Raw genomic sequence first — 23,991 nt, 5'->3', positions numbered from 1 at the left:
TGTCGCCAGGGTTACGGCTTGGTCACCAGCTCGACCGGAGTTTCGATGACGCCGTTGGTGCCGCTGTCGACTTTTTCGCCCTTGAGCATCTTCAGCGCGGTTTCGATGCCGAACACTGCCTGCCTGGCAGCGAACTGGTCGGCCGTCGCCAGGACGCGACCGTCCTTGAGCATCGGCTTGATGGCGTTGATGTTGTCGTAGCCGACCACTTGCACCTTGCCCGCCTTGCCAGCGGCACGAACGGCCGAGACCGCACCGACCGCCATGCTGTCGTTGCCGGCCAGGAGTGCCTTGATGTTCGGGTATTCGCTGAGCATCGACGCGGCAACCTGGTTGCCCTTGTTGATTTCCCAGTCACCGGATTGCAGGGAGACGACCTTGATCTGCGCCGCTTCCATCGCATCCTTGAAGCCTGCGGTGCGCGCCTGGGCGTTGGTGGTGGTCGACACACCTTCGATGATGCCGACCTCGTCACCGGCCTTGAGCTGCTTGGCCAGGTATTCACCCACCAGGCGGGCGCCCTTGCGGTTGTCCGGGCCTACGAACGGCACGTTGATGTTCTTGCTCTTGACCACGGCCGGATCGAGCTGGTTATCGATGTTGATCACAGTGATGCCGGCATCCACGGCTTTCTTGATCACCGGCACCATGGCCTTGGAGTCGGCCGGCGCGATGATCAGCGCATCGACCTTGGACACGATCATCTGCTCGACGATGCGAATCTGGTTGGCGGTGTCGGTTTCATCCTTGATCCCGTTGGAGATCAGGTCGAAATCGGCGGAGTGTTCCTTCTGATAAGCCTTGGCGCCATCTTCCATGGTCAGGAAGAATTCGTTGGCCAGGGATTTCATGACCAGGGCGACCTTGGGTTTTTCGGTGGTCTGGGCGAGCGCCGAGGAGAATGGCAGCGCTGCGGATGCGGCCGCGAGCATGGCGACGGCGAGAAGGCGTCCAGCGAATGGCAGCTTCATGGGTTCACTCCGATTTTATGATTATTGTGAGCAAAATCGTCGCACGACAGCCGCGCAAACGTTTGCGTGGAATGAACTATGGTAAAGCATCAGGGTTTTGTCAACGTTGCGGTTTCATCCGCAACGTTGACACCTCAAGCGGTGGTATTCACCAGCGCCCCCGAACCCGAATCCTTGGCCAGTTCCTTGATCAGATTTCCGGTGACCTGTTGCAGCGCGCCGGTGGTATCGGCGATTTGCCCTTGGATAGCCATGATAGCGGTCGTCTTGGCTTCGGGCGTTGAATAGGCACGCGTCTGTGCAGCGGCAAGTTGTTGCTGCTGCTCCCGCAATTGCTGCTGGAGTTCCTGCATTCGCTTGAGCAGCACTTGCATAGCGATACTTTGCGTACTGCTGCTTTTCTCGGTCTTGCCCTCGGCTTCGGTTGCCAGGTTCGCACGGACCGTGCCGGTTTCCTGCGTTTCGCCCAGCGCCTCGTCAGCCGCGTCAGCGCTCGCCTCCCTCAGGGCATTCAGCGTGGAGATAGATCTACCACCGATGGTGATGGTCGCGGCATTGGGAAAGCCGATGGAAAAGGACATGTCTCGCTCCGTGAATGAATTCCTACAAAGGCATCGTCCGTCAGAGCTTTTTCTTTAGCGCTTCAGACCTTTCTTTCAGCCCTTTCCCTTTCGGGTAACCGAACAGTAAACACTCGCGACATTCGGAAACCCGTCCCCAGACTGCTCGCCCGGGCCCCTCACTTAATACACATCGTTATGCATATCAATATCTTAGGCCCTGATCAGCGGCGCCGACCGGGCTGGTACGGATCATGCTCCTCCAGCTGTGTTCCCGGCATTCAGGTCTGCCGGAACATCTAGATGAATCCTCATGACTAGATTCCTCATGACTAGAGAGAAAAATAATGACATCTGCTTTTAAGACTCTTGTCCCGGGCGCCTTGGCCCTTCTGCTCCTGCTGCCCGGCGCGCTCCAGGCAAAAGAAACCCAAACTGAGCAAAAGCTCGCCAACGTCGTCATCCTCGCCACCGGCGGCACCATCGCCGGCGCGGGAGCCAGCTCGGCCAACAGCGCCACTTACCAGGCGGCGAAGGTGGGCATCGAACAACTGATCGCCGGCGTGCCCGAGCTCAGCCGACTGGCCAATGTGCGTGGCGAACAGGTCATGCAAATCGCCTCGGAAAGCATCACCAACGACAATCTGCTGCAGCTGGGCCGGCGCGTCGCCGAGCTCGCCGACAGCAATGACGTCGATGGCATTGTCATCACCCATGGCACCGACACGCTGGAAGAAACCGCGTACTTCCTCAACCTGGTGGAAAAGACCGAAAAACCGATCATCGTCGTCGGCTCGATGCGTCCCGGCACCGCGATGTCGGCAGATGGCATGCTCAATCTCTACAATGCCGTGGCCGTGGCCAGTAGCAAGGAAGCACGGGGCAAGGGCGTGCTGGTGACCATGAACGATGAAATCCAGTCCGGTCGCGATGTCAGCAAGATGATCAACATCAAGACTGAAGCTTTCAAGAGCCCATGGGGCCCGCTGGGCATGGTAGTGGAAGGCAAATCCTACTGGTTCCGCCTGCCGGCCAAGCGTCACACCCTGAACTCGGAATTCGACATCAAGACCATCAAGAGCCTGCCGGACGTGGAAATCGCCTACTCCTACGGCAACGTCAGCGACACGGCTTACAAGGCCCTCGCCCAGTCCGGCGCCAAGGCGATCATTCATGCCGGAACCGGCAACGGTTCGGTGTCGTCGCGGGTTGTGCCTTCGTTGCAGGCCTTGCGCAAGGAAGGCGTGCAGATCATTCGCTCGTCCCACGCCAACGCCGGCGGTTTCGTGCTGCGCAACGCCGAACAGCCTGACGATAAATACGACTGGGTCGTGGCCCACGACCTGAATCCGCAAAAGGCGCGCATCCTGGCCATGGTCTCCCTGACCAAGACTCAGGACAGCAAGGAATTGCAGCGGATATTCTGGGAATACTGATACTCACGCCCGGCCGTTTCCGGTCGGGCTGTTTCGCCACCTGCTTTCCTACGAGCAGTGGCGCTTCGCCTACACACCCGCTAAAAAAACGTATTTCTCCTACACCAAAGTCGGAAAAGTGTTGTCAGACGATTTTCTTGAATTTTAAGCAGTTGCGTAATTGCCTACGGTTAAATACTGTATGCCCGTACAGCTTAATAAGGATAATCCTGTGGCAACGCCCCTCGCTGCAACTACCCCCTTAGATTCCTACACACGACTCGGCCTGCGCGTCTCGAAAATCATCAATTCGCCCACCGCGCAAAAGGCCAAGGCCGCACTGATCTTCCGCCTGCCCGACGAGCCGATCGACGAGTGGGAACGCCTGCTCGAAGAAATCGACGAGAACGACAACGTCACCCTCGCTTATCGCGACGATGGCGGTGTGCAGGTTTTCTGGGTTGTGCCGAAGGAAGATTGAGCCCGATGATTGTTCGCTGTTTAGCTTTATTGCTCGTCTTCGTTGCCACGGGTGCACAGGCTGGTGCGCCGCGCACCTTCAACGAAGCCAAGAAAGTCGCCTGGAAACTCTATGCGCCGCAATCCACCGAGTTCTATTGCGGGTGCAAATACACCGGCAACCGCGTGAACCTCGCGGCCTGCGGTTATGTACCGCGCAAGAACGCCAATCGCGCCGCCCGCATCGAGTGGGAGCATATTGTCCCGGCCTGGCAAATCGGCCATCAGCGCCAATGCTGGCAACAGGGCGGGCGCAAGCAGTGCACCCGCTACGACCCGGTCTATCAACGGGCCGAGGCGGATCTGCATAACCTGGTGCCGAGCATTGGCGAGGTGAACGGTGATCGCAGCAACTTCAGCTTCGGCTGGTTGCCGGTGCAGAAAGGCCAGTACGGCTCATGCCTGACCCAGGTAGATTTCAAGGCCAAGAAGGTCATGCCGCGCCCGTCCATTCGGGGGATGATCGCCAGGACGTATTTCTACATGAGCAAACAATACGGTTTGCACCTCTCCAAACAGGACCGGCGTCTGTATGAAGCCTGGGACAAGACCTATCCGGTGCAGGCCTGGGAACGCCAGCGCAACCAGAGCGTGGCGTGTGTCATGGGCCGCGGGAACGAATTCGTCGGCCCGGTGGACCTGAAGGCCTGCGGCTGACCTGGCATTCGTTAACAGCACAAAACAATGTAGGAGCGAGCTTGCTCGCGATAGCGGAGTGACAGACAACAGGGTTTGTCGACTGATATACCGCTATCGCGAGCAAGCTCGCTCCCACAGGTTCTGTATTGACCGATTATTGAGCAGGCGGGAAGTCCACCACCAAGGCTTCGATGTTGCGTTTCTTCGCACGGACCAAGGCAGCGGTGATCTGTTCCTGCTTCGCTTCGGCTTCAGCCTTGGAGCTTAACGGCCCTACCAGGACGCGGTCCTTGCCGTTTTCCCTGACGACGGTGGACATGAAGCTGTGCTCGATCAGCCATCCGGTCAGGTCGCTGACGGCCTGGGGCGTCTGGCCTCGAACCTCGACGGCCCACTGCGGTGCGGCAGCGGCGGCCGGCGTAGAGCTCGCCACGGGCTTGGGCTTGGGTGCCGCGACGTCACGCCCTTCACCGCATCCCGCCAGCGCCAATACCACCAATACCCAAGCCAATTTACGCACAACGATTCCCCCGAAAGACATGAGGCGGGAATTTTAGCACTCACTGTCGCCAAAAACGCCGCAAACGGAGCTCAAAACACGAGAAACCTCTCCGGCGTCTCTGTATAGTCGCACCCTGGGAATTAATGCAGCATCTGCACGTCAGAAAGAGGCACCCACATTGTGACACTTAGCACTAATCTATAAGCAGTACCGACATCTGCACTGTCTGAATCAGGTGCCCTATAAAGCAATCAAGGAGAACACCATGCTGATACTCACCCGCAAAGTCGGTGAAAGCATAAACATTGGTGACGACATCACGATCACCATTCTGGGCGTAAGCGGCCAACAAGTCCGGATCGGCATCAACGCCCCGAAAAACGTTGCGGTGCACCGCGAAGAAATCTATCAGCGTATCCAGGCCGGCCTGACTGCTCCTGACAAGCCACAAACGCCCTGAGCCCCTGCCGCAATCCGCAGCCAGCCCGTTTGCAGCAGCGCAGTGGCTGGCTAAAGATCAGGCCGACCGAGCCTCACCCTGCTCTATCCCGCCTTTGACGTTCCGTTAAAACCGATACTACTGGCATGTCTCACAGCATGGCTGTCAGACGTTTCGTTTTAATGGCGACGAAGCAGGCGTTCGTGACCGGTTCCGGCATGGGGACTGTGCTGTCAGCGCGAAGGTCGAAGCGACCTGTTCCAGCGTGGACATACAAAAAACTGTGGGAGCGAGCCTGCTCGCGAATGCGGTATATCAGTCAAACCATTGTTGGCTGATATTGCGCTTTCGCGAGCAGGCTCGCTCCCACAGGGGTATTGCGAGGGCTGGAAGGACTCAGTCCGCCAATCGCCAGGTCGTCCCGCCCTTGCCGTCTTCGAGCACCACGCCCATGGCGGTGAGCTGGTCGCGGATGCGGTCGGATTCGGCCCAGTCCTTGTTGGCCCGCGCGGTCAGGCGCGCCTGGATCAAGGCCTCGACCTCGGCGGCGTTCACCCGGCCTTCGGCGCCGGCTTGCAGGAAGTCGTCGGCTTCAAGCTGCAACACGCCCAACACGCTGGCCAATTCCTTCAGCCGCGCTGCCAGGCCCGCCGCCGCATCGAGATCGCTCTCGCGCAGGCGGTTGATCTCACGCACCATCTCGAACAGCACCGCGCAGGCTTCCGGCGTGCCGAAGTCGTCGTTCATCACTTCGGTGAACCGCGCCATGAACGCTTCGCCACCGGCAGGCGGCACGGCGGGCAGGCCCTTCAAGGCATGGTAGAAACGCTCAAGGGCACCCTTGGCGTCCTTGAGGTTGTCTTCCGAATAGTTGATGGCGCTGCGGTAGTGGCTGGACACCAGCAGGTAACGCACAACTTCCGGGTGATACTTGTCGAGCACGTCGCGGATGGTGAAGAAGTTGTTCAGGGACTTGGACATCTTCTCGCCATTGATGCGGATCATGCCGCAATGCATCCAGGCATTGGCGTAGGTCTTGCCGGTGGCCGCTTCGCTCTGGGCGATCTCGTTTTCGTGGTGCGGGAACTCCAGGTCGCTGCCGCCGCCATGAATGTCGAAGGTCTCGCCCAGGCAGCAGGTCGACATCACCGAGCATTCGATATGCCAGCCCGGACGCCCGGCGCCCCACGGTGAATCCCAGCTCGGCTCGCCCGGCTTGGCGCCTTTCCACAGCACGAAGTCCAGCGGGTCTTCTTTCGACTCGTCGACTTCGATGCGTGCGCCGATGCGCAGGTCTTCGATCTTCTTGCGCGACAGCTTGCCGTAGCCCATGAACTTGGCGACTCGGTAGTACACATCGCCGTTGCCCGGTGCGTAGGCATAGCCCTTGTCGATCAGGGTCTGGATCATCGCCAGCATGCCCGGGATGTGGTCCGTGGCCCGCGGCTCCAGGTCAGGCTTCTGGATGTTGAGGCGCGCCTCGTCCTCGTGCATGGCCTTGATCATGCGCTCGGTAAGCGCATCGAACGCTTCACCGTTCTCGTTGGCCCGATTGATGATCTTGTCGTCGATGTCGGTGATGTTGCGCACATAGGTCAGGTCATAACCGCTGAAGCGCAACCAACGGGTCACCAGGTCGAAGGCAACCATGCTGCGGCCATGGCCGAGGTGGCAATAGTCGTACACGGTCATGCCGCAGACGTACATGCGGACCTTGTTGCCATCCAGCGGCTTGAAGACTTCTTTGCTCTTGGTGAGCGTGTTGTAGATCGTAAGCACGGGGTTTCCCTTAAGACTTGATCACTGACCCCAGGAATCGCGCAAGGTCACGGTACGGTTGAATACCGGAGCACCGGGTTTCGAGTCCTTGATATCCGCGCAGAAGTAGCCTTCGCGCTCGAACTGGAAACGGTCTTCCGGCTGTGCGTTGCCCAGCGAAGGCTCGGCACGACAACCCGTAAGTACTTGCAGGGAGTCAGGGTTGATGTTGTCCAGGAAGCTGGCGCTGTCTTCGGCCTTCTCCGGGTTCGGCGAACGGAACAGGCGATCGTACAGGCGCACTTCGCACTCGACGCTGGCGGCGGCCGGCACCCAGTGGATCACGCCCTTGACCTTGCGACCTTCCGGGTTCTTGCCCAGGGTGTCGGGATCGTACGAGCAACGCAGCTCGACGATGTGGCCGTCGGCGTCCTTGATCGCCTCGTCGGCGCGGATCACGTAGCTGCCGCGCAAGCGCACTTCGCCGGCCGGCTCCAGGCGCTTGTAGCCTTTTGGTGGCTCTTCCATGAAGTCGTCACGGTCGATGTAGATTTCCCGGGCGAACGGCAGGACGCGCACGCCCATGTCTTCTTTCGGGTGGCACGGCAGTTCGAGGTTCTCGACCTGGCCTTCCGGGTAATTGGTGATGACGACTTTCAGCGGACGCAACACGCACATGGCGCGCGGTGCGCTGTGGTCGAGGTCCTCGCGAATGCTGAATTCCAGCATGCCGAAATCGACCACACCGTCGGAACGGTTGGTGCCGACCATCTCGCAGAAGTTGCGGATCGACTTTGGCGTGTAGCCACGACGGCGGAAACCCGACAGCGTCGACATGCGCGGGTCATCCCAGCCGCTGACGTGCTTCTCGTCCACCAGTTGCTTGAGCTTGCGCTTGCTGGTGATCGTGTAGTTCAGGTTCAGGCGGCTGAATTCATACTGGCGCGGGTTGGCCGGCACCGGCAGATGCTCGAGGAACCACTCGTACAGCGGACGATGACTTTCGAACTCCAGGGTGCAGATCGAATGCGTGATGCCTTCGATGGCGTCGGACTGGCCGTGGGTGAAGTCATAGTTCGGGTAGATGCACCACTTGTCGCCCGTCTGGTGGTGATGGGCATGACGGATGCGGTACATGATCGGGTCGCGCAGGTTCATGTTCGGCGAGGCCATGTCGATCTTCGCGCGCAGCACACGGGCACCGTCCGGGAATTCACCAGCGCGCATGCGGGCGAACAGGTCGAGGTTCTCTTCCACGCTGCGATCGCGGAACGGACTGTTGCGGCCCGGCTCGGTCAGGCTGCCGCGATATTCCTTGGCCTGCTCCGGCGTCAGGTCACACACGTAGGCGTTGCCGGACTTGATCAGCTCCACCGCCCAATCATGCAACTGGTCGAAATACTGCGAGGCGTAGCGCACTTCGCCGGCCCATTCGAAGCCCAGCCACTTGACGTCGCTCTTGATCGCGTCGATGTATTCCTGGTCTTCCTTGGCCGGGTTGGTGTCATCGAAACGCAGGTGCGTGACGCCACCGAACTCCTCGGCCAAGCCGAAGTTCACGCAAATGGATTTGGCGTGACCGATGTGCAGATAGCCGTTGGGCTCCGGCGGAAAACGGGTGACGATCTGCGTGTGCTTACCCGAATCCAGGTCCGCCTGGATGATCGGGCGCAGGAAATTGACCGGCACGGCCGGGCCGGTCTTGGAATTCGAGGTAGGGTCGACAGTGGGCTTGCTCATAGGATCCTTGAACATACAAGTGCGCGGCCGGGTGCGGCCTGATAAATCAAAGCCCGTATCATAGCCGATGCTGTCAAGCACCTGACAGGCCAGGCCGGCAAACGATTGAATTTATTCGACAGCCAGATGAAAAACAGCCTCGAAATTCGCGCATGGCGCGCTAAACTGCCCAGCCTGGCCGATTACAGCCAGACCGGTTGCGGGCGTCCGCGCCCCCGAAACCCACGAATTCCTTGAAAGAGTAGTGATCATGACCCAAGTCAAACTGACCACCAACCATGGCGAGATCGTCCTGGAGCTGAACGCCGAGAAGGCACCGATTACCGTTGCCAACTTCGTTGAATACGTCAAGGCCGGCCACTACGAAAACACCGTTTTCCACCGTGTCATCGGCAACTTCATGATCCAGGGCGGCGGTTTCGAACCGGGCATGAAAGAAAAGAAAGACAAGCGCCCGAGCATCCAGAACGAAGCCGACAACGGCCTTTCCAACGACAAATACACCGTTGCCATGGCTCGCACCATGGAGCCACATTCGGCCTCCGCGCAGTTCTTCATCAACGTTGCCGACAACAGCTTCCTGAACCACAGCGGCAAGAACGTCCAGGGCTGGGGCTACGCCGTATTCGGCAAGGTCACTGCCGGTACCGACGTGGTCGACAAGATCAAAGGCGTCTCCACCACTTCCAAGGCTGGTCACCAGGACGTCCCGGCAGAAGACGTGATCATCGAGAAAGCCGAGATCATTGAGTGATATTGCTGATTTCAGATCTGCATCTGGAAGAGGAACGCCCGGACATCACCCGGGCGTTTCTGGATTTACTCGCCACACGCGCCCGCTCGGCGCAAGCGTTATACATTCTGGGCGACTTCTTCGAAGCCTGGATCGGCGACGATGCCATGACGCCGTTCCAGCGTTCCATCTGCCAGGCCCTGCGCGAATTGAGCGACAGCGGCACGGCGATTTTCCTGATGCACGGCAACCGCGACTTCATGCTCGGGCAGGCCTTCTGCAAAGCGGCCGGCTGTACCCTGCTCAAGGACCCGACCGTCGTGCAATTCAACGCCGAGCCAGTGCTGCTGATGCACGGCGACAGCCTGTGCACGCGGGATGTCGGCTATATGAAACTGCGGCGCTGGCTGCGCAACCCGGTCACGCTGTTCGTCCTGCGCCACCTGCCCTTGGGCAGCCGTCAGAAACTGGCGCGCAAGCTGCGCAGTGAAAGCCGCACGCAGGTGAGGATGAAAGCCAACGACATCGTTGATGTCACGCCAGAAGAGGTCCCGCGCGTCATGCAGCACTATGGCGTAAAAACCTTGGTCCACGGCCACACCCACCGCCCTGCCATCCACAAGCTGCAACTGGGCGAACACGCCGCCCGGCGCATCGTGCTGGGAGATTGGGACAAGCAGGGCTGGGCGTTGCAGGTGGATGAGCAGGGCTTTTCGCTGGCGCCTTTCGAGTTTGCCCCGCCGCCACAACTGCCGGCACCGGACACAATTCCCGATCCAATATAAATCCCCTGTGGGAGCGAGCCTGCTCGCGATAGCGGTGCATCAGCCAACGAAAATGTTGGATATGAGCCCGCAATCGCGAGCAAGCTCGCTCCCACATTGGAATTGCATTACCCAGTCAATGCCCTGCCGAAGCAGGCCCCGCCTTCGCCGCAAACGGCGGTTTCGCCAGCCACACCAGCAGGATCAACCCCATGAACGCCCAGCCCAGCAGCGTGAAATAATCCACGGTGGAGAGCATGTACGCCTGGCTGGTGAGGATCTGGTCGAGCTGGGCGTACACCGGCGTGCTCGCCCCGCCGAGCTGGTTGATCGTCTCGCGCGTGGCCGGTTCGAAAGTGCTGATGCTTTCGCTCAGGTAGGCATGGTGCTGGTCGGCGCGGCGGATCCAGATCCAGGTGGTCAGCGACGCGGCAAAGCTGCCGCCCAGGGTCCGCAGGAACGTTGCCAGCCCCGCGCCGTCGGCAATCTGCTGGGGCGGCAGGTCCGACATCAGGATGCTCAGGGTCGGCATGAAGAACAGCGCCACGCCGATGCCCATGAACAGCTGCACCAGAGCGATGTGCTGGAAATCCACCTCGTTGGTAAACCCGGCGCGCATGAAGCAACTCAGGCCGATCGCCAGAAACGCAAGCCCGGCCAGCAGGCGCAGGTCGAACTTGTGGGCGTATTTGCCAACGAAAGGTGACATCAACACCGGCAGGATCCCGATGGGCGCAACCGCCAGGCCGGCCCAGGTGGCGGTATAACCCATCTGGGTCTGCAACCACTGCGGCAGGATCAGGTTGATGCCGAAGAATCCGGCATAACCGCCTACCAGCACGATCGTCCCGATGCGAAAGTTGCGATAGGCAAACAGCCGCAGGTTGACCACCGGATGGCGGTCGGTCATTTCCCAGATCACGAACACCGCCAGCGCAACGACCGAAATCAGCGCGCCGACGACGATGAAGTTCGACTCGAACCAATCCAGGTCGTTGCCCTTGTCGAGGATCACCTGCAACGCCCCGACACCGATGATCAGGGTGATCAACCCGACGTAATCCATCGGCTGGCGACTGGTGACCACCGGCCGCGCCTTGAGCTGCTGACGCACCACCAGCACCGCGAAAATCCCGATCGGCACGTTGATGAAGAAAATCCACGGCCAGCTATAACTGTCGGTGATCCAGCCGCCCAGGATCGGCCCGGCGATCGGCGCCACCACGGTGACCATCGCCAGCAAGGCCAAGGCCATGCCGCGCCTGGCCGGCGGGTACACGGCAATCAGCAAGGTCTGGGTCATCGGATACAGAGGCCCGGCCACCAGGCCCTGAACCACACGAAAACCGATCAGCTCGGGCATCGACGTGGAAACCCCGCAGAGGAACGAGGCCAGGACGAACAGCATCGTTGCCCACAAAAACAGTTTGACCTCGCCAAACCGGCGGCTCAGCCAACCGGTCAGCGGCAGCGCGATCGCATTGCTCACCGCAAACGAGGTAATGACCCAGGTGCCCTGCTCCGAACTGACGCCCAGGTTGCCGGAAATGGTCGGCAAGGCGACGTTGGCGATGGTCGTGTCGAGCACCTGCATGAACGTCGCCAGCGACAACCCGATGGTGCTGAGCAACAGGCTGGGCGGCGTGAAGGACGCGTTATTGCTCATTGCGAGAATCCTATGAAGCAAAGGTGACAAAATTGGAGCAAGACCGCCAGGACCTGAATGCTGTCACTTGAGTCTGCGCCAGACACGTGGCGAGGGAGCTTGCTCCCGCTGGGTCGCGAAGCGGCCCCAAAACCTGCTGAACGGGAAGCACCAGACACACCGCACCCGCCGGTTTACGACTGCTTCGCAGCCGAGCGGGAGCAAGCTCCCTCGCCACAGGGTTCGACGGGGCTGCTTCAACGCTGCGCGGTCTTGCTCGCCGCCGCGCTGTTCTCATGAATCAGCCGAGTGATCATCGCGTCGGCATCGGCCAGCTGGCGGTCGTAGACCTGGGTGCTGAACGAGGCTTTTTGCGGTGGCTGCTGGGCCAGTACCGGGCCGCTCTGGTCGTGGAGATTGACGTTGACCTGGGTCGACAGGCCGACCCGCAGCGGATGCCTGGCCAGCTCCTCGGCATTGATATGAATACGCACCGGCACCCGCTGGACGATCTTGATCCAGTTACCGGTGGCGTTCTGCGCTGGCAGCAAGGCAAACGCGCTGCCGGTACCGGCGCCCAGGCTGTCCACCGTGCCGCTGTACTTCACGTCGCTGCCATAAAGGTCGGTCTCGATGTCCACCGGCTGGCCGATGCGCATGTCACGTAGCTGGGTTTCCTTGAAGTTGGCGTCGATCCACAACTGGTCCAGCGGGATCACCGCCATCAGCGCCGTGCCCGGCTGCACGCGTTGCCCGAGCTGAACGGTGCGCTTGGCGACGTAACCGGTCACCGGCGCAATCAAGGTGCTGCGGGCATTGCTCAGGTAAGCCTGGCGCAGTTGCGCGGCCGCCGCCTGCACGTCGGGATGGCTCGACACCACGGTGTCATCCACCAGCGCGCTGGTCGTCATGAGTTGTTGCCGGGCGTTGGCCAGGGCGTTCTGCGCCGAGGTCAGATCGTCCCGGGCGTGGGACAGTTCTTCCTGGGAAATCGCCCCGCCGGCCGCCAGGTTCTTGCGTCGGTTGTAGTTTTCCCGAGCCTTCTGCACTTCCGCTTCCTGCGCATGCACCTGCGCTTTCATGCCGTCGACATTGCTGTACAAACCACGCACCTGGCGCACGGTATGGGCCAGGTTGGCCTGGGCACTTTGCAAGGCAACTTCGGCGTCGTTCGGGTCGAACTGCACCAGCACCTGGCCTTCGCGCACCAGGTCACCGTCATCGGCACCAATGCTCACCACGGTGCCGGTGACTTGCGGGGTGATTTCCACCACGTTGCCGTTCACGTAGGCATCGTCGGTGCTTTCGCTCCAGCGTCCATAAAGTCCATGCCAGGCCCAGACACCGACGCCGGCGAGAATGACGATCAGGGCCAGGGCCAGCAGCAACACCTTGCGCTTGCGCGGGTTGCCGCTGTCCTGTTGGGTTTCCTGGGTAGTTTCGGCAGTTGCCATGACAAGTACCTCGAATCAGTGAGTCGGCGCGGTGGCGGCCGGAGTGGCCGAAGCGATGGTTTGGGTATCGAAACCACCGCCCAGGGCCTGCATCAGTTGGATCGACAGATCGATCTGCTCGGCATTGAGGGTCGCCAGTTGGCGTTGGGCCTGGAGCAGTTGTTGCTCGATGCTCAACACGTCCAGGTAATTGCCGATGCCGGAACCGTAGCGCTGGACCACGGTGTCGTAGGAGTTCCGGGCGATATCCACCGCGTGTTGCTGGGCGCCGAGCTGCCGACCGATGTCGCGCAACTGGTTGATGGTGTCGCTGACGTCGCCAAGGGCCGCGACCAGGCTCTTGTTGTATTGCGCCACCGCCAGGTCGTAATCGGCGTCCCGGGCATCCAGGTCCGCCCGCAGGCGGCCGCCATCGAAGATCGGCAACGACACGGTCGGCGCCACGTTGAAGAAACGACTGGGCGCGCCGAACATCGCGTCACCCAGCAGCGATTGCACCCCCGCCGCCGCGCTCAGGTTGAGGTTGGGGTAGAAGTTGGTCTTGCCGGCCTCGATGTTCTTGCTCGCCGCCTCGACCCGCCACCGCGCCGCGACCAGGTCGGGACGGCGACCGAGCAACTCGGCCGGCAGATTCGACGGCAGGGCAACTGCGCTGGCCTGCAGCACGTTGGGCCGGGCGATGTCGTTGCCCCGGTCGGGACCTTTGCCCAGCAGCACCGCCAAGGCGATCTTTGCACTTTGCAGGCGTTTTTCCGCGTCGATCAGCGTCGCATCGGCGCTGGCTTCGAGGCTTTCGGTCTGCTGGAACTGGTATTCGCTGTCGATCCCGGCACCGAGACGGCGTTTGCCCAGGTCGAGCATCTGCCGCGTGCGCTTGAGGTCTTCATTGGCCAGGTCATAAATGATGTGGGCCTGGCCCAGGTCGCTGTAGGCCCGGGCCACGTCGGCGGCGAGGGTCAGTTGCGCGGCCTGGCGATCGATCTCGGCGGCGCGGGCCTGGCCCAGGGCCGCTTCCCAGGCGGCACGTTGGCCGCCCCAGAGGTCGAAGTTGTAATTGAAATCCACGCTCAGCGAACGCAGGGTGCTATAGGCGCCGCCCTGCCCTTGCGGGTCCTGGTCACGGGCCAGGCGCGAACGGCTGACACTGCCGCTGGCGTCGAGGGTCGGCAGGCGCGCGGCATTCGCGGCATAGGCAGCGGCGCTGGCCTGGTGCACCCGGGCGCTGGCGATCTGCATGTCCGGGCTGTCGCGCAGCGCTTCACGGATCAGGCCGTCGAGTTGCGGGTCGCCAAGGCTTTTCCACCAGTCGCTTTTCGGCCACGCGGCGGGCGACAGTTTGACCCCGGTCAGCGATTGCCCAGCCTGCAGGCTCTTGGCCTCCAGGCTGACGCCCTCGGTCTTCAGGCCGCTGTAGCTGGCACAACCGGCGAGGCTCATGGCCAACAGCACAAGGCTCAGGCGGGTACGCAAGGTTTGATGTTTCATTTGGCCCCCAATCGCAGGACGGTGATGGGGTCACCGGCGGCGAGCAGTATTTTCTTGAGGATGTCTTCGAGGGTTTGCAGCTCCTCGCGGCTGATGGCGCCGGCCAGTTGATTCATGGCGTCGGCACCGATGAATGGCAGGCGATCGGCGAGGGCCTGGCCGGCGTCGGTCAGCACCAGACGAACCTGGCGCCGATCCTGTGCCGAGCGCTGGCGAACCAGAAAGCCCTTCTGCTCCAGGCGGTCGAGCATGCGGGTCATCGAGCCGCTGTCCAGCGACAGGTACCGGCACAGCTCGACCGGCGTATCGATGCCGTGCTGGGCCATGATGATCAACACCTTGAACTGCGCGGCGGTGATGCCGACAGGCTCCATGTGGGTGTCGATGATCCGGTCCTTGAGCGCCGCGGCACGGCCAAGGAGCATGCCGAGATGGCAATTGTGGAATTCGTCCGGGGTGAAATGCTTCATCTGGATACCGTTGTCTGAATACCGTTTGCTGCCTAGGCAGTGAATGTATGTCGAGATGTTACTGCTTAGGCAGCAAATGTCAAACAAATAGTTAGTTAGCTATGCATAAACAACAGAAATGAGAAAACACATGTGGGAGCGAGCTTGCTCGCGATAGCGGTCTGTCAGCCTGCGAACAGGTTGAATGTGATACCGCTATCGCGAGCAAGCTCGCTCCCACAGGGGACTTGGGGGAAAGGTCAGAAATCGCGCTTGTAGAAGATATCCAGCGAGCTGGCGACGCCGCTGGCGGCTTCGAGGTAGACCTTCTTGCTCAGCTTGTAGCGCAGGGCAATGGTATTGGCCGGTTCGAACACTCCGACGCCGTAGCGCAGGCTGAGTTTTTCCGACAGGTTGCCGCTGGCGACCACGCTGGTTTCGTTGCCGCTGCCCTGGGTGTCGAGTTGGAAATCCTCGATTCCCAGGTTGTTGGCCAGGCTGGTGGTCACGCCGGAACTGCCCATCAAGCCCAGGCCCAGTGCAGCCTGGGCGAGCATGTTGTTGTCTTCGCCGGTGGTACTCAGCGGCCGGCCCAGCACCAGGTAGGACAATGCCTGCTCCTGGCTCATGGCCGGTTCCGAGAAGATTTGCGTGGTGGGTTGCTCGGCGCTGCCGCTCAAGCGGATGCCGGCAATCACATCGTCGGTCTGGCGGATCGCTTCGATGTCCAGGTACGGCTGATCGATAGGCCCGGCGAACAACAAGCGCGCCCGGCGCACCGTCAACCGCTGCCCATAGGCCCGATAGCGGCCGTCGTTGAGCCAGAGTTCGCCGCGAGTGTCCATGTTGTCGCCGATGTGCACCTGTCCCTGGACGTTGGCGGTGAGCCCGAATCCCGAAAAGGCAAGCTTCTCCTGGCCGACGAGCACGTCGATGTCCATTGCCATGGCCATCGGTGCCTTGCCCTCTTCGGTCTGGTGGCCGACGATCACCGTGTCGTCCGAAACCTTGACGGTCGACGGCGGCAGTTCGCGAATGGTGATCTCGCCCTTCGGCACCAGGACCTTGCCGGCAATCGCCAGCCGCTCGCCCTGCAGCGTGATCTTCAAGTCCGGCGCCACGTCCAGCACCGCATAGGGTTCGACGGTCACCGGCAGTTGCGAGCCCCTGAGAGCCAGGTCCATGGTCAGCGCCTCGCCCCAGCCGATGTTCCCGGTCAGGCGGCCCTGCCCGCTCTTGCCACTCTTCCAATCGCCATCCAGACGCACCGTTTCGCCGGCGATCATCGCCCGCAGTTGCAAGGCTTCAAGGCTGACCGGCAGTTCCGGGCCGGACACTTCGCCATCGCTGAGCATCAGGTTGCCGTTGACCTGGGGCGCGAGCAGCCCGCCGGAAAGCGTGCCACTGCCGTTCAAGTGCCCCGTGAGGGTTTCCACCATCGGCACGAACGGACGGGCGACGGACAGGTCCAGGCCACTCAGGCGGAACGAACCGCTCAGCGGCTTGCTTGCTGGCAACGGATTGATCCGCGCCTGGACCCTCAGTTCGCCGAGCCTGGCGCCGACGAAATTCAGATCGGTATCGATGCGCGTGGGTGTCAGGCGGCTGTCGAGCGTCAGGGTCTGGTAGGGGAAGTCCAGCCACTGTTCTTTATCCCGAATCCGCAACGTGCCGCCGCTGGCATCCACCAGCACCCGGCCATTCGGGCCGCTGGCCGGCAGGTCCAGTTGCAGGTCGGCGTTGAGCCGGCCTTGCCAGGCAAAATCCTTGGGCATCCACTGGGCCAGGCTTTCGATGGGGAATTGCTTGAGGTGATAGCGCAGCTTCGGCTCCGGCATCAGCCGTTGGTCTTCGCCGCACAGGCTGGCCTGGCCGGAGCGCCAGCAGTGGGAACCGAAGTTCAGCGTACCGTTGGCCAGCCGTTCCAGCTTCGCTGGCGCTTGCAGGCGCCAGTCCTGACCGCCGACCCGCAGGTCGCCACTGGCCAGGCGTCCACGCCAGCTGCCCTGATCCAGCGTGCCATCAAGGGCCAGGCTGGTTTTCAACTGGGGCCCTTGCAGGTCGACCTTCAGTTGCTGTTGCTTGATATCGCCCTGCCCGCTCAGCGTCAGGATGCCAAGGGAAGTTTCGCCGCTGCGGATACCGCTGGCCTTGAGATCGACTTTGCCCCGTTGCGCGCCGTCGAGCGTCGCGTCCAGGTTCAGGCTTTGCAGATGGTTGTCTTGAAACGCCAGTTGCGTGCCTTGCAAGTCGAGCTTGCCTTGGGGGGCCTTGAGCGTGCCGGCCACGTCGACACGCCCGCTGACCTGACCGCGCAACTGCGGCCAGAGCTGGGCCAGGCGCGCGAGCTTGATGTCGATCTGGCCGGTCAGCTGCTGTTGCAGGCTGCCCGTACCGTTGATGCGATTATCGCCGAGGCGGATATCCAGTGCGCCGAGTTTCCATTGCTCGCCGGCGCCGCTGGCCTTGGCCTGGAACAGCGCCGGCTGGCCGCGCAGCTTGCCCTTGAGGTCCACGTCCGCGTCGAGTTCCATGCGCTGGTTTTTCATCGAGCCTTTACTGCGCAACGGCCCGGCCAGCGTACCGGGCAGTTCGGCGAGCCAGTACGCCGGGTTGACCGATGACAGTTGCAGCGCGGTGTCCCAGGCGATGCCGTCGGAAAATTGCAGGTCCAGGTGCCCTTCGGCCTTGCCCTGTCCGGCGGCAAGCTTGAGTTCCGGCAAGTGGATTTGCGTCAGGTTGCCGCTGAACGGGCTGCCCAGGCTGAACGCCCCGGCGGGACCGTCCAGCGCCGCCTGGAAATTGCCCAGGTACTGGCCGTCGGTATACGAGACTTCGCCATTAAAACTGCGCAGCGTGACTTGCGGCTCGTCGATCAGCGGATAAAGGCGATGCCAGGGGAAATCCAGCCAGGCGACTTTTGCTTCGGCGTTCAGCCCTTCACGCCAATCCAACTGCCCGGTGAGCTTGAGGGTCTGCTGGTTGCCGGCGTCGAGATCCAGCCCGGCGACTTGCGCGCCATTGGCGTCCACCTTGCCTTGCAGCAGCAACGCCACCGGCCCCTTTTCGGCGGGCAGAGTCGCCTTGCCGAGCAGTTGATAGCCGTTCTTCAGGTCGCCTTCGCCGGTCAGTTCCAGTTGGTTGAGCAGCAGCGTGTCCGGCAGATCGGCGCTGGCCTTGAAGCCGTCGGCGGTGATGCGCACCTTGGCCGGCAGGTTATCCGCCAGCGGTTGCAGTTCGCCCGTCAGGCGGCCTTGCAGATAACCACTGCTGTCGGCCGTAAGGTTGAGGGTCTTGAGCAGGTCGCCAGCGACTTTCAGCTCCAGTGCCCAAGGCGTCGCGCCCGGCGCCGGCAGGGTCAGCTGGCCCGTCGCATTCAGCGGCCAGTCGCCGTGCGGTTGCAGCAGGCCGGACAATTTCAGGCTCAGTTCGTCGCGCTGCAACTGCACCGAGTCGATCTGCAAACCCTCGGCGGTCCAGTGCGCCACCAGTTGCAGCCCCTTGAGTTGCTCACTGCCGTTGAACGACAGGCTGCCCACCTGGACATCGCCCAGTTCGATCGCCAACGGCAAGTTCAGGTCCGGCAGGCTGATCGGGCCGCTGCTCGGTTCATCGACTGTGGCTGGCAACTGCACGGCGATGGTCTCGGCCTTGAGCTGTTCGATGCACAGGGTCATGCGCAGCAGGCACGACGGCGACCAGGCGACATTCGGCCTCTCCAGCGCCACCCGGCGGGTATCTTGCTGCCACAGCACCCGATCGGCGCTCCACTGCCCGCCCAGCCGCCCCTGGAAATTCTCCACGCTCAGGCCCGGCACCAGGCCGAGAGCCCAACGGCTGCCAAAGGCGGTGCCCAACACCATGCTCAAGGCCAGGACAACCGTCAGCAGCAACCCGGCGAGCGCCAGGAGCGTTATTTTCAAACCGCGATTCACAACTCGGGCCCCATGGAAAAGTGCAGTCGAATGCCGCCGTCGTCGTCCATCGCATGGGCCAGGTCGAGACGGATCGGGCCGACCGGCGAGACCCAGCGCACGCCGACGCCGACGCCGGTCTTGAGGCTTGGCAGCTCAAGGCTGTTGAAGGAGTTGCCCTGGTCGACGAAGGTCGCCACGCGCCATTTCTCCGCGACCGAATATTGATACTCGACGCTGGCGGCCACCATGTAGCGACCGCCGATGCGATCGCCCTCGGAGTTCTCCGGCGACAGGCTCTGGTAGTCGTAGCCACGCACGCTCTGGTCGCCACCGGCGAAAAAGCGCAGGGACGGCGGGATCGACTTGTAGCCGTTGGTGGCGCTGCCGCCCACCTGGGCCCGGGCCAACAGGCGATGCTTGTCGAACACCGTGGTCAGGCCCTTGACCATGGCCGTGCCATACAAAAGGTTGTTGTCCGAACCCAACCCTTCCTTGGCGACCTTGGTGTCGAATTGCAGGCGATAGCCGTTGTGCGGGTCGATGCGGTTGTCGCTGCGCAAGTACGAATAGCTGACGCCGGGCATCAGCAAGGTGCTCAGGCCCGAATCGTCGCCGAGGCGGTATTCCTCGCGCTGCCACTTGAGCGACACCACCCGCTGCCAGCCGCTGGGCAGCTTGCTGTGCCACTCGGGGCCCACGGTCAACAGTTTACTGAGGGTGTCGGTGCCGGACAGTTCTTCATATTGATAGCCGCCGGCGTAGCGCATCTTGTCAGTCAGTGGCGGGTCGAGCGGCACGTCGTACCAGAGGCCGACGTTTTGCCGGGGCGCCGATATTTCCGCTTCCCAGCCATAGCTGTGGCCTTGGGGATTGACCCAATGACGCGTCCAGTTGGCCTTGGCGCGCGGGCCGACGTCAGTGGAAAACCCCAGGCCCAGGCCCATGGTGCGCGGCTTGCGGGTGTCGAGCCTGACCGCCACCGGGATCACGGTGTCGGTGGCCGCGGTGGGCGCCGCATCAACGCGCACGCCTTCGAAATAACCGCTCGACTGCAAGGCCTGGTTGAGTTCGGCAATCAATTCGGAGTCGTAGGGCGCGCCCGCCTTGAACGGCACCATGCGCTGCAGCAGGTCCTCGTCGAACGGCGTATCGCCCTCGAAACTGACCGGGCCCAAGGCATAACGCGGGCCGCTGTCGTAGATCAGCTCGATGTCGGCAATGCCGGCCGTGGGATCCACGCGCAACGTCTGGCTGACAAACTTTCCGCTGAAAAAGCCATAACGCGAGGCCTGGTTCTGGATCGTCCGCTTGGCGTCTTCATAGCGTCCGTGATTGAGCACCGCACCCGGTTTGAGACCGGCGTTGTCCGGCACCCGGAAACTCTTCAGCGAGGCCGCCGGGCCGTCGATGCGGATCGTGACATTGCGCAGGTGCACCGGCTCGCCGGGGTCGATGGTCAGGATCAGGCGCGGGTCCTTGCCAGCCTTGACCTCGCTGTCGATCTGCGGCTGGTAATAGCCGAGCGCCTGGGCCGCCTTGCGCGCCTGCTCCTCGGCGCCGCGACTGAAACGCAGCAGTGCCTCTTCGTCACGCTCACCGAGGCCACCGATATAGCCCTCTACATTGGCCTTGAGCTCGTCATTGGACGGTTTGACCCGTACATCCAATACACTTTGTGCCAGCGCGGCGCAGCTGAGGGACAGCAAGAGCGCGCCACTGGTCATTCGTCCTGGGAAATTCATGGCGCGGATGCTATCACGAGCTTGGGAGCCTGATAGAGCCGGACGCTTCGCAAAAGTTCGTCCGATTATGCCGTCGCGCTGTGTAAAACCTGCGGGTTGGCGTGAAAGAACACATGCTCGCGGACCGGTCCTACCGCGATTTCGCCGATTTCCTCATAGCCCTGGCGTTTATAAAATTCCAGGTAGCGCGGGTTGCCGGTATCGAGCACGACGCCTTGGGAATGCTCGTCCACCGCACACCAGTTATGGACTGCCTCAAGCAACTGCTCGCCGTAATGCTGGCCCTGGAACTGCGGATGAACCCCCAGCAGTGGCAGCACATGGACCGCGTCCGATGGCAGGCAGGCCAGCACCGCGGCGTGATACTCCAGATAACGCCGGGTGCAGCGAAACCCTGTGCTCAAGACCATGCGCAGGCGCCAGGCCCAGCTTTCGGTAATGCCCAGGCGCCGCTGCGGCGGGGCAATCAGGGCGATGCCGATCAGGCGGTCGTTGACCAACAGGCCGATCGCTGGCAGGTCCTGGAAGAAATGCTGCTTGACCAGTTCACGCACCGTCGCCCGCACCCGCTGTTCGTAACCGGGACGCTCGGATTCGAACAGGTAGCTGAAGGTCGGCTCATGGCGGTAGGCCTGGTACAGCAATGAACGCGCTTCGCGGGAATAGCCGCTGTCGAGCATGTGGATATCAGCGGTAATGGCGTCAGGCATGGTGGTGGATCTCCTGGGCGAGGCTCGGTGAGGCCCTGCTCTTATTGACTACGAACCCGTCAGGGCTGCGATCGTTCCTACATGCCAGAGGACATTAGCAGTGCATTTGTCCTACCGCCACGCTGGCTCCCTTCCGACATGTCAGCTAGCATCGCAGTTTTGCCAGGACAGCCGACCATGAAGATCGTCTCCTTCAACATCAACGGGCTGCGCGCCCGTCCCCATCAGTTGGCGGCACTGATCGACAAGCACCAGCCTGACGTCATCGGGTTGCAGGAAACCAAGGTTCACGACGAACAATTCCCCCTGGCCGAGGTGCAAGCCTTGGGTTATCACGTGCATTACCACGGGCAGAAAGGCCATTACGGCGTGGCCCTGCTCTCGCGCCAGGCGCCGCTGACCCTGCACAAAGGTTTCGAGACTGACGACGAAGACGCCCAGCGGCGCTTCATCTGGGGCACCTTCGCCGATGCCAATGGCGTGCCGGTGACCATCATGAACGGTTATTTCCCTCAAGGTGAAAGTCGCGACCATCCGACCAAGTTCCCGGCCAAGCAGCGCTTCTACAGCGATTTGCAGCAACTGCTGGAAACCCGCTTCAGCAACGACCAGCCGGTGGTGGTGATGGGCGATGTGAACATTTCCCCGGAAGACTGCGACATCGGCATCGGCCCGGACAACATGAAGCGCTGGCTCAAGACCGGCAAATGCAGCTTCCTGCCGGAAGAACGCGAATGGATGGCGCGCCTGAAGAATTGGGGTCTGGTGGACAGCTTCCGTCACCTGAACCCGGACGTCAGTGACCGCTTCAGCTGGTTCGACTACCGCAGCCGCGGTTTCGAGGACGAGCCCAAGCGCGGCCTGCGCATCGATTTGATCCTCGCGTCCCAAGGCCTGCTGCCACGGGTCAAGGACGCCGGCGTGGATTATGAATTGCGCGGCATGGAAAAACCCTCGGACCACGCGCCGATCTGGCTGGAACTGAGCTGAATACCAGCCTTCCATTCCATCACCTTGTGGGAGCGAGCTTGCTCGCGATAGCGGTTTCACTGTCACATCACCATCGACTGTGCCGCCGCCATCGCGAGCAAGCTCGCTCCCACCCGATCCACTGAACCCGTCGCAACCCTGTCATCTTTCAGCAACCTGACTGACTTAATCTTCCGGCACCTCCCTGGTTCAAAAGGTGCCGGCATGCGGCTGTGCGTTGTGTTTTTCATGAGCTTCTGGCTGCCGCTCATGGCATGGGCCGGCGCCTTGCCCGTTCCCGAGCACGGTCCAGCCCTGCGCATCCAAGGCTCCAACACCATCGGCGCGGCACTGGGGCCGGCCCTGGTCAAGGGCCTGATGCAAGGCCAGGGGCTGCTCAGGGTCAGCAGCGAAATAACCGGCCGGGACAATGAGCAACGGATCGTTGGCTGGACCGCCGAAGGTAAGCGCGTCCAGATCGACATCGCGGCCCACGGTTCCAGCACCGGATTCGCCGCTCTCAAGCAAGCCAGCGCTGACCTGGCAGCCTCGTCCCGTCCGATCAAGGACGGTGAACTGAAGGACCTGTCGGCCCTCGGCGATTTGAAAAGTCCGATGGCCGAGCAGGTCATCGCCATCGACGGCCTGGCGATTATTCTGCATCCGCAAAACCCGTTGCGTCAGCTCGACACCGCGCAACTGGCGCGCATTTTCAGCGGTGAGGCAAAGACCTGGGAAGCGGTGGGCAGCGTCGGCGGGGCCATCCATTTATACGCGCGGGACGAACAGTCCGGCACCTACGATACCTTCAAGGAACTGGTACTCAACCGACAAGGAAAAAAGCTCGATCCTACGGCCCAGCGCTTCGAATCCAGTGAGCAATTGTCCGATGCGGTCAGCCAGGATCCGCAAGGCATCGGCTTCATCGGTTTGCCCTATGTACGTCAGGCAAAACCCCTGGCGCTCGTTGACGGCGCCTCGCAGCCCATGCTGCCGCTGAACAACCTGATCGCCACCGAGGATTATCCCCTGTCCCGACGCTTGTTCTTCTACTTGCCGCCAGCGCAAACCAACCCGTGGGCCGAAGCCCTGGTCGACTTCAGCCAAAGTGAACAAGGCCAGGCCATCGTCGCGGCCAACGGATTCATCGCCCAGACCATCCAGGCCATGTCCGTCACGCCCAACGCGCTGATGCCGGAGGGTTACCAGGCCTTGAGCCGCCATGCCCAGCGCCTGACCGTGAATTTCCGCTTCGAGGAAGGCAGCGCGAGCCTGGACAACAAGGCCCACCAAGACCTCGGCCGGGTACTCGACTATATAAGGCAACACGGAAAACTCGATCGGCGCGTGACCCTGGTGGGTTTTGGCGACCTCAAGGACGACCCGGCGCGAGCCGACCTGCTGTCGAAATTGCGCGCCATGGCGGTGCGGCGGGAATTGGTCAAATACGGCGTGACGTTGCGCGAGGTCCGCGGGTTCGGCGCGCTGATGCCGGTGGCGGCCAACAATGAAGACGAAGGCCGGGTGCGCAATCGGCGGGTGGAGGTTTGGGTTTACTAAACCCCTAGTGGCGAGGGAGC

At 61.7% G+C, this 23,991-nt stretch carries 20 protein-coding genes; 8 read left to right on the top strand and 12 right to left on the bottom strand.

From position 1 onward, the window contains the following. Positions 1–11: 11 nt before the first annotated feature. Together J3P91_RS09370 and J3P91_RS09365 are read right to left on the bottom strand one after the other, a co-directional pair. On the bottom strand, positions 12–971 hold the full coding sequence (locus J3P91_RS09370; protein ID WP_434603594.1) for a sugar ABC transporter substrate-binding protein: 960 nt from the start codon (positions 969–971) through the stop codon (positions 12–14). 134 nt (positions 972–1,105) lie between these two features. After that, a complete protein-coding gene (locus tag J3P91_RS09365; RefSeq protein WP_434603592.1) occupies positions 1,106–1,552 on the bottom strand; it encodes a hypothetical protein in 447 nt (148 codons plus the stop codon). A gap of 326 nt (positions 1,553–1,878) precedes the next feature. Between J3P91_RS09365 and J3P91_RS09360 the strand changes: the two genes are divergently transcribed. The 3 genes from J3P91_RS09360 to J3P91_RS09350 all read left to right on the top strand — a co-directional run bounded on the left by J3P91_RS09360 (position 1,879) and on the right by J3P91_RS09350 (position 4,122). Further along, positions 1,879–2,967, top strand: coding sequence for an asparaginase (locus J3P91_RS09360; protein ID WP_434603591.1), 1,089 nt, complete (start codon positions 1,879–1,881; stop codon positions 2,965–2,967). Between the two features lie 160 nt (positions 2,968–3,127). Beyond that, a complete protein-coding gene (locus tag J3P91_RS09355) occupies positions 3,128–3,427 on the top strand; it encodes a DUF1654 domain-containing protein (protein ID WP_434569086.1) in 300 nt (99 codons plus the stop codon). 5 nt (positions 3,428–3,432) lie between these two features. Further along, the gene (locus J3P91_RS09350; RefSeq protein WP_434603589.1) at positions 3,433–4,122 is read left to right on the top strand and encodes an endonuclease; all 690 of its coding nucleotides are present in this window, start codon (positions 3,433–3,435) and stop codon (positions 4,120–4,122) included. 136 nt (positions 4,123–4,258) lie between these two features. On the opposite strand, the gene J3P91_RS09345 is transcribed toward J3P91_RS09350, so the two are convergent. Further along, the gene (locus J3P91_RS09345) at positions 4,259–4,624 is read right to left on the bottom strand and encodes an SPOR domain-containing protein (RefSeq protein ID WP_434603587.1); all 366 of its coding nucleotides are present in this window, start codon (positions 4,622–4,624) and stop codon (positions 4,259–4,261) included. A 247-nt stretch (positions 4,625–4,871) separates the two neighbouring features. On the opposite strand from J3P91_RS09345, the gene csrA reads away from it, so the two are divergent. Further along, the gene (gene csrA, locus J3P91_RS09340; RefSeq protein WP_003179932.1) at positions 4,872–5,066 is read left to right on the top strand and encodes a carbon storage regulator CsrA; all 195 of its coding nucleotides are present in this window, start codon (positions 4,872–4,874) and stop codon (positions 5,064–5,066) included. Positions 5,067–5,441: 375 nt separating this feature from the next. On the opposite strand, the gene cysS is transcribed toward csrA, so the two are convergent. Further along, positions 5,442–6,824: a cysteine--tRNA ligase gene (cysS, locus tag J3P91_RS09335; RefSeq protein WP_434603585.1), complete on the bottom strand. Its 1,383-nt coding sequence runs from the start codon at positions 6,822–6,824 to the stop codon at positions 5,442–5,444. A 21-nt stretch (positions 6,825–6,845) separates the two neighbouring features. Further along, entirely contained in the window at positions 6,846–8,543 is a 1,698-nt protein-coding gene (locus J3P91_RS09330; protein WP_434603583.1) for a glutamine--tRNA ligase/YqeY domain fusion protein, read from the bottom strand. Positions 8,544–8,793: 250 nt separating this feature from the next. Here J3P91_RS09330 and J3P91_RS09325 point away from each other — a divergent pair, with 250 nt between their 5' ends. Then, positions 8,794–9,297 (top strand): peptidylprolyl isomerase, encoded by a 504-nt coding sequence (locus J3P91_RS09325; RefSeq protein ID WP_434603581.1) that lies wholly within the window; start codon positions 8,794–8,796, stop codon positions 9,295–9,297. Beyond that, positions 9,294–10,061, top strand: coding sequence for a UDP-2,3-diacylglucosamine diphosphatase (locus J3P91_RS09320; RefSeq protein WP_434603579.1), 768 nt, complete (start codon positions 9,294–9,296; stop codon positions 10,059–10,061). Before J3P91_RS09325 ends, J3P91_RS09320 begins: the two co-directional genes overlap by 4 nt. A 115-nt stretch (positions 10,062–10,176) precedes the next feature. On the opposite strand, the gene J3P91_RS09315 is transcribed toward J3P91_RS09320, so the two are convergent. The 7 genes from J3P91_RS09315 to J3P91_RS09285 all read right to left on the bottom strand — a co-directional run bounded on the left by J3P91_RS09315 (position 10,177) and on the right by J3P91_RS09285 (position 21,442). Next, positions 10,177–11,706 (bottom strand): DHA2 family efflux MFS transporter permease subunit, encoded by a 1,530-nt coding sequence (locus J3P91_RS09315; protein ID WP_434603577.1) that lies wholly within the window; start codon positions 11,704–11,706, stop codon positions 10,177–10,179. A 236-nt stretch (positions 11,707–11,942) separates the two neighbouring features. Then, positions 11,943–13,139 carry an HlyD family efflux transporter periplasmic adaptor subunit gene (locus J3P91_RS09310; protein WP_434603575.1) on the bottom strand — a complete coding sequence of 399 codons (1,197 nt, stop codon included), beginning with the start codon at positions 13,137–13,139 and terminating at the stop codon, positions 11,943–11,945. A 15-nt stretch (positions 13,140–13,154) separates the two neighbouring features. Next, complete coding sequence (locus J3P91_RS09305; RefSeq protein ID WP_434603573.1) at positions 13,155–14,624, bottom strand: efflux transporter outer membrane subunit; 1,470 nt, start codon at positions 14,622–14,624, stop codon at positions 13,155–13,157. Next, positions 14,621–15,094 (bottom strand): MarR family winged helix-turn-helix transcriptional regulator, encoded by a 474-nt coding sequence (locus tag J3P91_RS09300; protein ID WP_305495695.1) that lies wholly within the window; start codon positions 15,092–15,094, stop codon positions 14,621–14,623. Before J3P91_RS09300 ends, J3P91_RS09305 begins: the two co-directional genes overlap by 4 nt. Positions 15,095–15,333: 239 nt before the next feature. After that, on the bottom strand, positions 15,334–19,008 hold the full coding sequence (locus J3P91_RS09295) for a translocation/assembly module TamB domain-containing protein (RefSeq protein ID WP_434603571.1): 3,675 nt from the start codon (positions 19,006–19,008) through the stop codon (positions 15,334–15,336). Further along, complete coding sequence (locus tag J3P91_RS09290) at positions 19,005–20,732, bottom strand: autotransporter assembly complex protein TamA (protein ID WP_434603569.1); 1,728 nt, start codon at positions 20,730–20,732, stop codon at positions 19,005–19,007. The genes J3P91_RS09295 and J3P91_RS09290 overlap by 4 nt, the downstream gene beginning before the upstream one ends. 65 nt (positions 20,733–20,797) lie before the next feature. After that, the gene (locus J3P91_RS09285) at positions 20,798–21,442 is read right to left on the bottom strand and encodes a GNAT family N-acetyltransferase (RefSeq protein ID WP_434569098.1); all 645 of its coding nucleotides are present in this window, start codon (positions 21,440–21,442) and stop codon (positions 20,798–20,800) included. Between the two features lie 177 nt (positions 21,443–21,619). Here J3P91_RS09285 and xthA point away from each other — a divergent pair, with 177 nt between their 5' ends. Together xthA and J3P91_RS09275 are read left to right on the top strand one after the other, a co-directional pair. Beyond that, on the top strand, positions 21,620–22,432 hold the full coding sequence (gene xthA / locus J3P91_RS09280) for an exodeoxyribonuclease III (RefSeq protein WP_434603567.1): 813 nt from the start codon (positions 21,620–21,622) through the stop codon (positions 22,430–22,432). Positions 22,433–22,636: 204 nt separating this feature from the next. Continuing rightward, positions 22,637–23,971, top strand: a complete 1,335-nt coding sequence (locus tag J3P91_RS09275; protein ID WP_434603565.1) for a substrate-binding domain-containing protein — start codon at positions 22,637–22,639, stop codon at positions 23,969–23,971. Positions 23,972–23,991 lie beyond the last annotated feature (20 nt).

It is taken from the genome of Pseudomonas sp. Z4-7 (assembly GCF_051131965.1).
Classification (GTDB): Bacteria; Pseudomonadota; Gammaproteobacteria; order Pseudomonadales; family Pseudomonadaceae; genus Aquipseudomonas.
The sequence above is the reverse complement of the archived record's forward strand: the minus strand, read 5'-3'. Positions and strand labels throughout refer to the sequence as shown.